This window comes from Paraburkholderia sp. GAS333 (genome assembly GCF_050435665.1).
GTDB lineage: Bacteria > Pseudomonadota > Gammaproteobacteria > Burkholderiales > Burkholderiaceae > Paraburkholderia > Paraburkholderia fungorum_A.
On the sequence record NZ_JBNDKS010000004.1, the window covers coordinates 425,439 to 439,805 of the forward strand.

9 protein-coding genes are annotated in these 14,367 nt (G+C 62.4%); 6 read left to right on the top strand and 3 right to left on the bottom strand.

The features are described 5' to 3' along the window. Positions 1–333: 333 nt before the first annotated feature. The 3 genes from glgX (at position 334) to ABH945_RS23870 (ending at position 5,091) form a co-directional block, all read left to right on the top strand. Complete coding sequence (gene glgX, locus ABH945_RS23860) at positions 334–2,547, top strand: glycogen debranching protein GlgX (RefSeq protein ID WP_429252136.1); 2,214 nt, start codon at positions 334–336, stop codon at positions 2,545–2,547. 169 nt (positions 2,548–2,716) lie between these two features. Continuing rightward, the gene (locus ABH945_RS23865) at positions 2,717–2,908 is read left to right on the top strand and encodes a DUF2934 domain-containing protein (protein WP_074768680.1); all 192 of its coding nucleotides are present in this window, start codon (positions 2,717–2,719) and stop codon (positions 2,906–2,908) included. A gap of 191 nt (positions 2,909–3,099) precedes the next feature. Continuing rightward, the gene (locus ABH945_RS23870) at positions 3,100–5,091 is read left to right on the top strand and encodes an AI-2E family transporter (protein ID WP_429252137.1); all 1,992 of its coding nucleotides are present in this window, start codon (positions 3,100–3,102) and stop codon (positions 5,089–5,091) included. A 59-nt stretch (positions 5,092–5,150) separates the two neighbouring features. Here ABH945_RS23870 and ABH945_RS23875 read toward each other — a convergent pair whose 3' ends face one another. Together ABH945_RS23875 and ABH945_RS23880 are read right to left on the bottom strand one after the other, a co-directional pair. After that, complete coding sequence (locus tag ABH945_RS23875) at positions 5,151–5,327, bottom strand: hypothetical protein (RefSeq protein ID WP_429252138.1); 177 nt, start codon at positions 5,325–5,327, stop codon at positions 5,151–5,153. Positions 5,328–5,400: 73 nt separating this feature from the next. Further along, the gene (locus tag ABH945_RS23880; RefSeq protein ID WP_429252139.1) at positions 5,401–6,945 is read right to left on the bottom strand and encodes an FAD-dependent oxidoreductase; all 1,545 of its coding nucleotides are present in this window, start codon (positions 6,943–6,945) and stop codon (positions 5,401–5,403) included. Between the two features lie 268 nt (positions 6,946–7,213). On the opposite strand from ABH945_RS23880, the gene ABH945_RS23885 reads away from it, so the two are divergent. Beyond that, entirely contained in the window at positions 7,214–9,361 is a 2,148-nt protein-coding gene (locus ABH945_RS23885) for a hybrid sensor histidine kinase/response regulator (protein ID WP_171910333.1), read from the top strand. 38 nt (positions 9,362–9,399) lie between these two features. Here the strand turns inward: ABH945_RS23885 and ABH945_RS23890 are convergent, their stop codons facing one another. After that, entirely contained in the window at positions 9,400–9,534 is a 135-nt protein-coding gene (locus tag ABH945_RS23890; protein ID WP_290439530.1) for a hypothetical protein, read from the bottom strand. A gap of 10 nt (positions 9,535–9,544) precedes the next feature. On the opposite strand from ABH945_RS23890, the gene ABH945_RS23895 reads away from it, so the two are divergent. Both ABH945_RS23895 and ABH945_RS23900 read left to right on the top strand, forming a co-directional pair. After that, the gene (locus ABH945_RS23895) at positions 9,545–9,817 is read left to right on the top strand and encodes a hypothetical protein (protein ID WP_429252296.1); all 273 of its coding nucleotides are present in this window, start codon (positions 9,545–9,547) and stop codon (positions 9,815–9,817) included. A 270-nt stretch (positions 9,818–10,087) separates the two neighbouring features. Continuing rightward, a complete protein-coding gene (locus ABH945_RS23900; RefSeq protein WP_429252140.1) occupies positions 10,088–14,290 on the top strand; it encodes a CheR family methyltransferase in 4,203 nt (1,400 codons plus the stop codon). Positions 14,291–14,367: the final 77 nt, after the last annotated feature.

Genomic DNA, 14,367 nt, shown 5'->3' on the forward strand with positions numbered 1-14,367 from the left:
CGGCACATGCATGGCGTTTTCGTCGGCCACATCGATTTAACATTTTGAGGTTATATCCATACTGGCCGCGTTTGATTAATCAGGTATTTGGGAGCATTTTTTTGGCTTCGTGTTTTTATTGCTTACTGGTTATTTTCCGCACGTTTTTTTGTCACGATTTCTGAAGCCATTTCGTCTGAAACAATCTCCCGGTCTCACGCGCGTCGCGCATTATTCCCGTCGAAGAAGGGCGCGACGCTCGTTTCAATTCCCTCGGGTCTGGAATTTGCTACCTCACCTCGCCAGCTGTTCTAAACATGCGCGCGAGCGCGTCTTGCTCCCACAGGAACCTTTATGTCATCGCAGCCGAACTATTCGACACGCATCTCGGAAGGCACGCCTTTCCCCCTCGGTGCGACATGGAACGGAAACGGCGTGAATTTCGCGCTGTTCTCCGCGCATGCGACCAAAGTCGAACTGTGCCTGTTCGATGAGACCGGCGAAACCGAACTCGAACGCATCGAGTTGCCCGAATATACCGACGAGGTCTGGCACGTGTTCGTACCGAATCTCAAGCCGGGTGCGGTGTACGGTTATCGTGTGCATGGTCCGTATGAACCCGAAAAGGGCCATCGCTTCAATCCGAACAAACTGCTGCTCGATCCGTACGCGAAGGCGCATATCGGCGAACTGAAATGGGCGCCGGAAATCTTCGGCTATACGCTCGATTCCGAAGAAGGCGACCTTTCTTTCGACGAACGCGACAGCGCGCCGTTCGTTCCCAAGTGCAAGGTGGTCGACGCCAATTTTTCGTGGACGCATCCTGAACGCAACGCGCTGCCGTGGGACCGTGTGATTTTTTACGAGACCCATGTACGCGGATTTACCAAACGTCATCCGGGCGTACCTGAAAATTTGCGCGGCACCTTCGCCGGACTCGGCCAGCAGGTCGTGCTCGACTACATCAAAAACCTCGGCGTGACGTCGGTCGAATTGATGCCGGTGCAGACTTTCGTCAACGATAGTTATCTGCTCGACAAAGGTCTCACCAACTACTGGGGTTACAACACCATTGGCTTTTTCGCAGCCGACCCGCGTTTCTTCGCTTCGTCGACGGACTCCGTGGCGGAGTTCAAGGAGATGGTGGACCGTTTCCATCAGGCCGACCTCGAAATCATTCTCGACGTGGTCTACAACCACACGGCAGAAGGCAATGAACGCGGCCCGACGATCTCGTTCAAGGGCATCGACAACGCATCGTACTATCGCCTGATGCCCGATGAACCGCGCTACTACATCAACGATACCGGCACGGGCAACACGCTGAACCTGTCGCATCCGCGTGTGCTGCAAATGGTCACCGACAGCCTGCGCTACTGGGTGACGGAAATGAAAGTCGACGGTTTCCGTTTCGACCTCGCGACGATTCTCGGCCGCGAAACGCATGGTTTCGACGAAGGCGGCGGCTTTCTCGACAGTTGCCGGCAGGACCCGGTGCTATCGAGTGTGCGCCTGATTGCCGAACCATGGGACTGCGGCCCCGGTGGTTATCAGGTAGGTGGATTTCCTCCCGGCTGGGCCGAATGGAACGACCGCTTTCGCGACACCGTGCGCGAATACTGGAAGGGCGACGAAGGCAAGGTGGCCGATTTCGCTACGCGTTTGACCGGCTCGGGCGACAAGTTCAATCATCGCGGACGGCGGCCCTGGGCCAGCGTGAACTTCATCGCCGCGCACGATGGCTTCACTCTGAACGACCTCGTGTCGTACAACGACAAGCACAACGACGCGAATGGCGAAGACAACAAAGACGGCCACTCCGACAACAAGTCATGGAACATGGGCGCGGAAGGTCCGACCGACGACGCCGATATCCGTCAGCAACGCGAGCGCCAGAAGCGCAATCTGCTGGCGACCTTGCTGCTCTCGCAAGGCACGCCGATGCTGCTCGCGGGCGACGAATTCGGCCGCACGCAAAAGGGCAATAACAACGCATATTGCCAGGACAACGAGATTAGCTGGGTCGATTGGGACGGTATCGACGACGATGGCCGCGCGCTCACCGAGTTCGTCAGGAATCTGGCTACGCTGCGCAGCCGTCTGCCGGTGCTGCGTCGCAGCCGCTTTCTCATCGGCGAATACAACGAGGCACTCGATGTAACGGATGCGCGCTGGCTCGCACCTGACGGCCACGATCTGACGCAGGAGCAGTGGGACGATGCGTCGATGCGCTGCTTCGGCCTCGTGATCGACGGACGCGCGCAGGCGAGCGGCATTCGCCGTGTCGCCTCCGATGCAACGTTGTTGCTGGTGTTCAACGCACATCACGATGTCGTCAATTTCACGTTGCCGGATATTCCCGAAGGCGACAAGTGGACCTGTCTGCTCGACACCAATATGCCCGTGCGCGCGGAGTTGCCGCAATTCAGCGCGGGCGACGCGTATCAGGTGACCGCGCGTTCGTTGTTGCTGTTTGCACTCGAAGCGCCGAGTCGTGCGACACAACGCGTATTCGACCGGCTGGAAGAGCAGTTGACCACCGACGATAGCGGCAACGCTGCGGGTTGATGAACGACCCACGTCAGTACAGAAACAATGAAAAGGTCGCGCACTAGCGCATCGGATTCCCAGGTACAGGGCTTGCTCGATTGCTGATAACTGCGCGCCAGTTGCCGTGGCAGCGGGCGCGCAGTGCAACCGATACCGGTCTTCGCCACGTCTTTACCAGGGTGATCAAATGGAACAGGAACAAGGCTCTCAAGAGGAACAGATTCGCACGCGCGCGTACTACCTGTGGCAGCAGGCCACAGACCCTAAAGGCGCGCCCGACGAGTACTGGGATCAGGCTCGCGCTGAGATCGAGAAAGAAGCGCCGCCTGTGGAGAGCGGGCCGATTGCCGGAGAGCCCGCGAAAGAAGCTGCAAAGTAACCCGCAAAACAAGCATTAAAAGTGAAAGAGCGAAGCGCTGCAGCGACTTGCGACGCCGATGCTGTTGCCGCCGGATCACGGGCGCAACGCCATCGGCGTTCGTAATTCATGCAGTCCGCTGCTTTACCCGCATACCTGAGACGTAACCGATCTATTGCATTGAAGTATTGAAAATTGCACCGGGCGATCTAATGAAGGACTCAACCGACCCACGCAGCGCACGGCCTGCCGCGCGCATTCAGGCACCGGCCACCGCGTTCGGCATCGACGGACTGGTGGCGCTGGGTGTCGGCGTGACGGCGGTGGCGTGTCTGTACTTTGCAAGCGCGGTGCTGATTCCCATCACGCTGGCAGTCCTGCTGAGTTTTCTGGTTGCGCCGCTGGTCGATTCACTGGCGCGGCTCAGGCTCGGGCATGTCGCGTCGGTGTTCGCGGCGATGCTGATATCGATGTCGGTGATCGGCATGCTCGGCGCGCTAATCGCCACGCAACTCACTGATCTGGCCGCCGGCATGCCGCGCTATCAGGTGACCATCGAACGAAAGATGGACGCCGTGCACAGCCTGACAATCGGCAAACTGAACCGCGTTGCGAGCGTCGCGAGTCAGGCTTTGCAACGCGCGACCATCGAGCCGCCGCCACCGCCCGAAGCGACGCCGAGCGCGTCGTCGCCTGCGGGCGCACGGGCGCCGTCCGCTGTGCCGGTCGAAGTGCGTGAGCCGGTGCCGACGCCATTCGAACTCGCCAGGCGCGTGTTGTCGCCCGCCATCAGTCCGCTGGAAACCGCGTTTATCGTGTTCGTCGTAATGATCGTGATACTTCTGCAACGCGACGACCTGCGCGACCGCGCAATCCGTTTGTTCGGATCGCGCGACCTGCACCGCACGACCACGGTGATGGACGAAGCGGCCCGGCGTCTGAGCCGCTATTTCGTTTCGCAACTCGGGCTGAATGCGGGGCTTGGCGTCGTGATCGGCGCGGGGCTGTTTCTGATCGGTGTGCCGAGTCCGATTCTGTGGGGCATTCTGGCGGCGTTGCTGCGGCTCGTGCCGTATGTCGGCATCTGGATATCGGCTACGCTCGCCACTGCGCTCGCAGCCGCCGTCAGTCCCGGTTGGGCGATGGCGATCTGGTCGCTGGCGCTGTTCGTCACCGTGGAGTTGGTGGCAGGGCAGGTGGTCGAGCCGCTGCTATACGGACGCAGCACCGGGTTGTCGCCGTTTTCGGTAGTGGTGGCCGCGATTTTCTGGAGCTGGATCTGGGGGCCGATAGGGCTGATTCTGTCGACACCATTGACGCTGTGTCTGCTGGTGCTGGGACGGCATGTACGCCGGCTCGAATTCCTCGACGTATTGCTCGGCGATCAACCCGCGCTCACACCAATCGAAAACTTTTACCAGCGGGCTCTGGCAGGCGATCCCGACGAAGCGATCGAGCAGGCCGAAGCGTTGTTACGCGAGCGCTCGCTGTCCGCGTATTACGACGAAGTGGCAATCAAGGGTTTGCAGCTAGCAGCAACCGATGTCGTGCGCGGCAGCGTGACGGCGGTGCAACTCGCGCGAATCGAGGCGACCACGAACGATCTGGTGGATGGCCTCGACAGTTACGACGATATCGAACCCGCTCCGCCGGTGGTGGAGGAAAACTGGAGTGCAGTGGGGCCATCGCCGGACGAGATACAGAAGGAAACGAAGGCGAGGGAAGCGCTGAATGCGCTCACCACGGCAGGAGTTGCGCCGCGCGAAGTGGATGCGGTCAATACCCGTGTGCTGTGTATTCCCGGACGCGGTCCGCTCGATCCTCTGGCAACCACGATCCTGTTGCAGTTGCTCGGCAAGCACGGCTTTACAGCGCGCTCGTTACCGCACGACGCGGTGTCGCGTGCATCGATTGACAATCTCGAAGCGGACGACGTAGGCGTGATCTGCGTTCTCTACTTGCAGATCGACGGCATTCCGTCACATTTGCGCTACCTGGTCAGGCGGATTCGCGCGCGGCTGCCGCATGTATCGATCGTGGTCGGGCTGTGGGCGCTCGACGATACGCAGAAGTGGAGCGTCGATCTGCAAAGTGCAATGGGCGCGGAATGTTATGCCACGTCGTTGCGGGAAATCGTGGCGGCTTGCAGGCAGGTCGAGCATGAACAACCGGACCCGGAAGCGCTCGTTGTAGTGGACGTGTAGCGCGATATGTCAGTTCCGCTCAACGCGGGAGTGCGCCGAGCGGATGAATTGGCGTAGCTTCAGCGCGCGGCAGGCTTTTCCGCGGATGGTTTTTGCTTCGCATCCTTGTCCGGCACGATTTTCGTGGTGCCGCCGGTCGACGGCGGATCGCTGGCGGGAAAGCTGTCTTCGACCTCCTTGTCGATCTGCTTTTCGCTCTTGTCCGCATGCGGGTGCTTTTCCTTATGTGTTGTCATGGCGACTTCTCCTTCAGGTTTCTTCAGTGAATCGATAAAGCGCGCGACGCTACCAGTGATCGCGTTGCACGCTTCACGAGATGATCGTCAATGCGTCCGCACGCGTTAGCCCGCGACGCATCGCATCGATCAGACGCGCAGTTTGCGCTTCGCGTTCGCAGGCGAGCACGGCGGCCACGTTGCCGTCCTTGACATACAGTGCGACGAATTGCTGCTGTTCGAGTTCGCCGTCGATCACAATTTCGTCCCAGTCGTTTGAATGGCCGAGATACTCGAAGCGCTTGCCGAAGTGATAGGTCCAGAAATACGGTACGCCCACGTAGCGATGTCGCGCGCCGCACATGTTTTCCGCGGCAATTCGCGCATGTTGCTGCGCGACGCGCCAATGTTCGACACGCACCGGTTCCTGATTCTCGTGCAGCGAAAATGCCGCGATATCGCCCGCTGCGTATAGACCGGGCGCTGCCTGCATGCCTGCATTGACGATCACGCCGCCGTCTTTCTGCAACGGCAATCCTTCGACAAACCCTGTTGTCGGCGCAACGCCCGTGCCCAGCAGCACGAGATCGGCGGCAACGTGCTCGCCGCCTTCGAGCATCACTTCATGCACGTTGCCTTCTTCTCCTTCTAGCGACGCCACCTTCGCGCCGAGACGAAACACCACGCCATTGCGTTCGTGCAGCGCGCGGAACATCTCGCCCGCACGCTCGCCGAACTGTTTTTCAAACGGGATCTTGTCGGGCGAAATCACGGTGACGGGCGTGCCGTTTTTGCGCAACGCCGACGCGGTTTCCAGGCCGATAAAGCTGCTACCGAGAATCACGACCTGCTGCTGATCGGGGCTCTCGCCGAGTCCGTCGACAATCGCGGCGGCATCGGCGAGATTACGCAATACATGCACGCCGCCGAGTTCGCTACCGGGGAGGTGGGGAATCTTCGGCACGCTGCCGGTGGCGAGCAATGCGGTGTCGTAAGTCAGCGTGCCGCCGGTTTCAACATGCAGCGTGCGCGCCGGCACGTCGAGCCGCACGACCTTCGTGACGATCCGCTCGATGTCATGCGATTGCAGCCAGTCGGCAGCAAGCAGTGGCGGCACGTCGGCGACCGCCATTTCCATCGACGGAACGAATTTGCTCAGTGCAGTGCGATCGTAAGGCGCGTGCGGTTCTTCGCCGATCAGCGTGACGCGGCCAGCAAAACCGCTTTCGCGCAACGCCGCGCACGCGGCCGCACCGGCAGCGCCTGCGCCGATCACGACGTAATGAGGGGTTCGCGCGGTGGCGCGGCAAACCGGTTGCGGAAGCTTCTCCGAAGACACCATCACATCGTCGCCGGAGACGACGACCGGATAGCGGTCCAGCGCGACTAACGCAGGCGGTTCGAGCAGCGCGCCGGTGGCGACGTCGAATGCAGCCTTGTGCCACGGACAGATAATCCGGCCATGACAGATCGCGCCTTCCTCCAGCGGGCCGCCCGCATGCGGGCAGTCGGCGGCATACGCGCGCACTGTGTCGCCGTCGCGCACCAGCAGGATAGGTTCGTCATCGACCACGACGCGCACTGCGCGATCCGTTCGCAATTGCGATAACTGCGCGACGCGTCGTGCGTTGCTGGGCATGATCGATTCCTCGCGGACGGTGCGGGCGATGAGTGGGGGCAGGCGATTCAGGCGACATAAAAGCCGTAATCTTCCCGTGCCTCAGCAATCCGTGTGCCCGAATAAATCCCCATGAAAATGGTCTGTTTCCCGCTGAAACGGGCTTTGGAGAACTGCGGAAGTGCGGTAAATTCAGGGAAAGGAAATAGCGCTCGAACACGGGCGCAGCACCCAGGTGCATGAAGGTGCATAAAACCCTACCGAAATACTTTTCTTGGAGATCGTGACCGTGCAGCGTGCGGAACGTGTCGCAGTCGATTTCCCCATGCCGTCGCGCAATTTCGCGGCGACGCGGCGCATGCTCCTGATCGTGCTTGCCGTGTCGATTCTGTTTCCGCTGGCCTGCCTCGCAGGCTACGGCTACTTCGATTACCAGCGCCGTATCGCCGATTCGAACGACGTCATCGACCGCCTCGCGCGCGTCAGCGAAGAGCAGGCCGTCAAGGTGCTGGATCTGAACCAGCAGATGGCCTCGCGCGTGGTCGATCTGCTCGGCAACTCGGACGACACGCAGATTCGCGCGCGTCAGCAGGAATTGCACGACCGCTTGCGGCAGATCGGCGGCGACTTTCCGCAGGTGTCGTCCATCTATCTGCTCGGCGCAAATGGCAACCTGCTGGTGTCGAGCCTCGCTTATCCCGCACCGTCCATCTCGATCGAACAGCGCGAAGATTTCCTCTCCGCAAAAGCGATGCGGCCGCAGCCGTATTTCTCGTTGCCGATGTACGGTCCGGTGTCGAAGAACCACGTTTTCACGACCGCCAATGGCCGCTCGGGCGCGGACGGGCAGTTCCTCGGCGTGGTGGCGGTCGCGCTGCGCAATGAATACTTTGCGCGCTTCTATCAGGACCTGACCGACGGCGATTCGTCGCTCGCGCTCGCCCTGTACCGGCAGGACGGCAGCCTGCTGGTGCGCTATCCGCCGTGGCCGCCGGGCGCGAAGCCGGGCACGCAAAGCGCGTTCATCGAGGTCATGCGCGACCGGCAACTGTCCGGGCACATCCGGCTGAAGTCGACGGTCGACGGCGTCGAGCGCCTGCTCGCGTTTCGCCGCGTGGGCGACTATCCGCTGTACGTGATGAGCGCTTATGCGACCTCGGCGATTGCCGCTGCGTGGCGCGCGCATTTCATGTTGATCGCCGCGCTCACGGCGGTGCCGTGCATCGCGATCTGGCTGCTGGTGTTCTATTCGCTGCGTCAACTGGAAGGCGAGCGCCGCGCGTGGGAGCGCTGGCAGGGCGAGGTGGCGATGCGTCTGTCGGCCGAGGCGTCGAGCCGGCAGTTGCAACGGATGGGCGCGCTCGGCAATCTGGTCGCCAACGTCGCGCACGATTTCAACAATCTGCTGATGGTGGTGTCGGCCAACACCGAACTCGCGCGCATCAAAAACTACAACAACCTGGAGAAGGAAGTGCTCGCCGTGGAACGCGCGACCGCCACCGCCGAATCGCTCACCCGGCGGCTCCTGAGCGTGGCGCGCAAACAGCCGCTGAAACAGGAGAAGGTGGAACTCGCGCGCTGGCTGCCCGACGCCGCGCCGCTGATCGACGCCGCGCTCGGTGACAACGTAGAACTGGCTTTGAATATGGTCGATAACGTCTGGCCGGTGCTGGCCGATCCGACCGACCTCGAATTCGCGATCATGAATCTCGCCGTCAATGCGCGCGATGCGATGCCGCGCGGCGGCCGCTTCGTGATCCGCTGCCAGAACAACCGTCTGGTGAGCAGCGACACGCTGTTGCCCGACGGCGAGTACGTGCTGATCGCCTGTTCCGACGACGGCGAGGGCATGCCCGAAGCGGTCGCCCGGCGCGCGTTCGAGCCGCTGTTCACCACCAAGCTGCGCGGTTCCGGCACCGGCTTGGGCCTCGCGCAGGTGCTGTCGATGTGCGAGCAGGCGGGCGGCACGGCGAAGATCGACAGTGTGCCGGGCAGCGGCACGACGGTGCGGATCTATCTGCCGCGTCATCGCGAGCGGGTGGTGGCGGCGAGTGTCGAGGCGCCGCAGCAGGCGGCTGCGGGTCCGGCCGGCGTGGTTCTGCTGGTGGAAGACAACGAAGACGTGGCCGCAGGCGTCGCGGCCGTACTGGAAACGTTCGGCTGCGAAGTCCGCCATGAACCGAGCGCCGATCACGCGCTCGACGTGCTTACCGGCGGTGCGCGCTTCGAACTCGTGCTGTCCGATATCCAGATGCCGGGCAAGCTCAACGGTATCGACCTCGCGGAAAAAGTCCGCAGTTCGTGGCCGTCGCAGAAAATCGCATTGATGACCGGCTATGCCGACGAACTCGAACGCGCTCGGCGTCTCGGCGTGGCGATTCTCGCGAAGCCTTTCAATATCGACGAACTGCACGCGCTGGTGGCTTGCGAACCGTAACGTTCGCCGCGCTCCTCTGACGCTACGCAGCGTCCGTCTCACACGATTCTCTCCTGTTTGAAACGTTTGCCGCGTCGCGGCACATCGCTTGCTGAAAAGATGGCGAGGCTTGCGGTTCCGGCTGGTCCAGCCGGCGTAATCCACACTTTCTTTCCGGACAGGAGAATCGCCATGAAACTCACCATGAAGATCGGACAGGCCGTGCTCGTTTCAGCGTTGCTCGCGGCGTCGTCGCTCGCGATGGCGCAAGGTGCGGGAGGTGGCGGCCCTGCCGGCAACGACCCGAGCGGCGGCACCAATGCGGGCACCACCCGCGAAGGCGGCGACATGGCTTCGGGTGCCGCGGCGCATTCGAGCAAACATCATATGAAGCATTCGAAGAAGACGACCAAGCCCATGACCGACTCCACCAACACCCCGGGCGCGAACGCCAGCAGCGACACGAAGGGGCAATGAGCGGAAGGTCACCGCCCGCCCCGGTGACGACCAGTGACCTTGGCTGACGAAGACGCGCAGGTGCCGTGAACAGGCACGTGCGCGCGTCACACGCCGCATCTGTGCGCGTATCCGGCTCTTTGCAATGCAGCGCAACTCACGCGACAATGCTAGTCGATACAGAGGGCCGCCTTGTCGACGACAGCACGACAAGAGGCGATAACGGCAACGCAACACCAGGCCTGCTACACGACGCGGCCGGCTGACACGCAGCAGCGCATAAGGATGGGTATGGCGGGCAGTGAAGCAGGAGCGTCTCAATCAAACGCGCTGGACGGCGCGCTCGCGAGTGCGCAAACAGGCACGGAATCAACCTCACAGACACCGGGCGGCCACCCGCCCGGCCCCATTGCGCTCGACTTTCCGGTAGTCGGCATTGGCGCGTCGGCGGGCGGCGTGCAGGCGCTGCTGAGCTTCTTCGAAAACGCATCGGCGGATATGGGCATGGCCTTCGTAGTCGTGCTGCATCTGTCGCCCGATCATGCAAGCAGCGCCGACCAGGTGTTGCAGCGTGCGACCAGCATGCCGGTGCATCAGGTGCAACACACGCTGCAGGTTGAAAAGAACCACGTCTACGTGATCTCGCCGTCGCACGATCTTTCGTTCGACAACGGCCATCTCACGTCCGCTGAAACCATTGGGCGGCCACGCGGCCGGCCGGTCGCCATCGACCTGTTCTTTCGCAGCCTCGCCGATGCCCACCGCGAGCGCGCCATCGCGATCGTCCTGTCGGGCACCGGCGCGGACGGCGCGACCGGAATCGGCCGGGTCAAGGAGCAGGGCGGCGTGACGATCGCGCAGGAACCCGCCGACGCCGAATATCCCGAGATGCCGCAGAATGCGCTCGCCACGGGAATGATCGACCTTGCGCTGCCGGCAGCGGAGATGCCGGGCAAGCTCCGCGAACTGGCCGAAAACGCGCGCGCCATTCGCCTTCCGTCTGCCAGCGACGAACCCGAAACGCTCGCGCCCAGAAAAGCCGATCCGGCCTCGACGGCCGAGCGCGCGCTGCTCGGCGTGCTCGCCACGTTGCGCGCACGCACCGGGCACGATTTCCGTCACTACAAACGCGCGACCATTTTGCGGCGTATCGAACGGCGTTTGCAGGTCAACGGCATTCCCGATCTTCAGGCGTATCACGACTACGTGCTCACGCACCCCGAAGAAATACCCGCGTTGCTCAAGGACATGCTGATCGGCGTGACGAATTTTTTCCGCGATCGCGAGACCTTCGAGGTCGTCGAGCGGGAAATCGTGCCGAAGCTTTTCCAGAACAAGGGTGAGGACGAGGCGGTGCGCACGTGGGTGGCGGGCTGCGCGACCGGCGAAGAAGCGTATTCGCTCGCCATGCTGCTCGCGGGGCATTCACAGCGGCACGAGGGCATTCCGGTCCAACTTTTCGCCACCGACATCGACGAACGCGCGATCGCATTCGCACGCGCCGGGCTGTACCCCGAATCGATTACCGCCGACGTGGCGCCGAACAATCTGCGGCAATTCTTTACGCCCGAGCGCACGCATTTCCGGGTGAGCAAGGCAATCCGCGAACGGGTGCTGTTCGCCGTGCATAACGTGCTGCACGATCCGCCGTTCTCGCGGGTCGATCTGGTGTCGTGCCGCAATCTGCTGATCTACCTCGATCGCAGCGTGCAGAGCCAGGTGCTGCAAATGTTCCACTTCGCGCTGCAGCCCGGCGGCTATCTGCTGCTCGGCAGTTCGGAATCCGCCGAAGCGGCGGGCGAACTGTTCACGGCGGTCGACAAGAAGAACCGTATTTATCGCGCGAACCGGGTGACCACCGCCGTGCGGCCGCCGATCAACATGCCGGTCATCCAGCACGGCGGAGCGACAGCCGCCGCGAGCATCGGACCGCCCCCGGTATTGCCGCAGGCCATGCCGTTCACGGCGTTGCATCACCGGATTTTCGAGTTGTATGCGCCGCCGAGCATCGTGGTCGATACCGACGCGAACATCCTGCACATGTCCGACCACGCCGGCGAATACCTGCGTTTCGTGCGCGGCGAGCCGTCGTATAACCTGATCATGCTGGTGCATCCCGCGTTGCGTCTGCAATTGCGCGCAGTGTTGTTCCAGGCGTTTCGCGGCAATCACGAAACGGCCACGGAGCCGATCGACTTCGCGCCGCGCGGCCAGGTCCGCGTCGTCGTGCGTCCCTACCGGCGCACCGACGACGCGCCGGAGTTCGCGCTGGTGCTGTTCGAGACGATCACCGCCGCGACTGCGGTTGGCGCGCAACGCCCGCAGCCGGCCAGCGCGGGCCATGACTCGTTGCTGGTACATCTCGAAGACGAATTGCATCGCACGAAACAGGAATTGCGGACTACGGTCGAGCAGTCGGAAGCATCGACGGAAGAGTTGAAGGCGTCGAACGAAGAATTGCAGGCAATCAACGAAGAATTGCGCGCGGCGACCGAGGAACTCGAAACCAGCAAGGAAGAACTGCAATCGCTGAACGAGGAGCTGTTCACCGTCAACGCCGAGTTGCAGGCCAAGATCGAGGAAACCGGCAAGGCGAAGGACGACCTGCAGAATGTGATCGCGTCGACCGGCATCGCGACGTTGTTCGTCGACCGGGAAATGCGCATCAAGCGCTATACGCCCGCCGCGACCGAATTGTTCAACGTGATTCCGTCCGATATCGGCCGCCCGTTGAACGACATCACGCACCGGCTCGATTATCCGCAACTCGCGGACGATACCTCGACCGTGTTCGAATCGCTGCAACTGATCGAGCGCGAGATTCGCGGCACCGACGGGCGGTATTTCCTCACGCGGCTGTCGCCGTATCGCACCACCGACGACCACATCGACGGCGCGGTGCTGACCATGGTCGATATTTCGGCGCTGCGGCGCGCGGAACAGCTGGTGCGCGTCGGCGAAGAACGTCTGCATCTGGCCGCGCAAAGCACCGACGATTTCGCGATCATCGTGCTGGATCAGGACGGCCGCGTGGTGACGTGGAACAAGGGCGCGCAACGCATCTTCGGTTATGGCGAGCGGGAAATGACCGGCCAGACGCTCGCGCCGCTTTATCTGCCCGAGGAACGCGAATCGATCGACTTCTCGATCGAACGGCAACGCGCGCAGAAAGACGGCCGCGCGGAAGAGGAGCGCTGGTATCTCCATAAGAACGGCACGCGGCTCTATTGCAGCGGCGTAACCGTACCGATCGCGTCGCAGAGTTTTAGCGGTTTCGCGAAGATCGTGCTCGATCTGACGCAGCGCAAAAACGCCGACACGATCGAACAGCACAGGATGTCGCTCGAGCGCTCGGTGCGGCAGAAGGTCGAAGCGGCCAGCCGTCTGAAGGACGAATTCCTCGCGGTGCTGTCGCACGAGTTGAAGAACCCGCTGAATCTGATTCATGTGAAGGCGGACATGCTCGACCGCGCGCCGTCCACCCAGGCGCTGCCGGTGGTGCGCGACGCAGCCGACGCGATCCGCCGCTCGGTCATCAGCCTCGCGAAGATCATCGACGATCTGCTCGATCTGTCGCGCGTGCGTACCGGCAAGCTGACGCTGGAGCGAACGCGCGTCGATATCGCGGCGATCATGGTCGCGGTGAGCGGCACGCTTGAGGCCGATGCGCAGGCCAATCAGGTCAGCGTGACCGTGGAGGGCGTCTCCGAGCCGTGCGTTATCGACGCCGACGCGGTGCGCTTCGAACAGATTCTGTGGAATCTCGTCAGCAACGCGGTGAAGTTCACGCCGGCTGGCGGGCGGGTCGTGGTGAGTCTCACGCGCGAAGACGGGTACGCGTGCGTCGAGGTGAGCGACACCGGTCGCGGTATCGAGCCGGCATTTTTGCCGAACGTGTTCGACATGTTCAGCCAGGCGGAGGGTTCGCATCGGCGGCACAGCGGCGGGCTCGGGATCGGCCTCGCGCTCGTCAGGCAACTGACCGAAATGCACGGCGGCCACGTGCAGGCCGATTCCGCGGGAGTGGGCCGGGGCGCGCGATTCCGGGTCTGGCTGCCGGCCAGCAACGCCCCAGTGCAAACCGAATCCCGCCCGGAATCAGCCGATGTGGGCCTGCTCAACGGCATGCGGATTCTGCTCGTGGACGACGCGGCGGAAAGCTTGCAGGCATTCCAGAGCCTGCTCGAAATGGAAGGCGCGCTGGTCTCGCCGCAAATCAGCGGCGCGGCGGCGCTGGCGGTAGCCGGGCATCAGCAGTTCGATCTGATCCTGTCCGATATCGGCATGCCGGACATGGACGGTTACGAGCTGATCGCGGCGCTGCGCAAGCTGCCGGCTGCGGCGTCGGTGCCGGCCATTGCGCTCACGGGGTTTGGCCGTGCGCAGGATGCCACCCGGGCCATTCGCGCGGGTTACGACGCGCATCTCGGCAAGCCGGTTTCGTTGCAGGCGTTGATCGACAGGATCTCGCGCGTGACCACCGGCAATCGCTGACGGTGCTCGCAAATAGTCTGACCTTAGCCGGACCTCGGTCGGCTTGAAAGTCGCGCGGGGCGGCGCTTCGACGGGAA

Bases quoted from the DNA above. Each gene is read 5' to 3' on its own strand.
- glgX (WP_429252136.1), top strand. From the start codon at position 334: ATGTCATCGCAGCCGAACTATTCGACACGCATCTCGGAAGGCACGCCT.
- ABH945_RS23865 (WP_074768680.1), top strand. From the start codon at position 2,717: ATGGAACAGGAACAAGGCTCTCAAGAGGAACAGATTCGCACGCGCGCG.
- ABH945_RS23870 (WP_429252137.1), top strand. From the start codon at position 3,100: ATGAAGGACTCAACCGACCCACGCAGCGCACGGCCTGCCGCGCGCATT.
- ABH945_RS23875 (WP_429252138.1), bottom strand. From the start codon at position 5,327: ATGACAACACATAAGGAAAAGCACCCGCATGCGGACAAGAGCGAAAAG.
- ABH945_RS23880 (WP_429252139.1), bottom strand. From the start codon at position 6,945: ATGCCCAGCAACGCACGACGCGTCGCGCAGTTATCGCAATTGCGAACG.
- ABH945_RS23890 (WP_290439530.1), bottom strand. From the start codon at position 9,534: ATGGCGATTCTCCTGTCCGGAAAGAAAGTGTGGATTACGCCGGCTGGA.
- ABH945_RS23895 (WP_429252296.1), top strand. From the start codon at position 9,545: ATGAAGATCGGACAGGCCGTGCTCGTTTCAGCGTTGCTCGCGGCGTCG.
- ABH945_RS23900 (WP_429252140.1), top strand. From the start codon at position 10,088: ATGGCGGGCAGTGAAGCAGGAGCGTCTCAATCAAACGCGCTGGACGGC.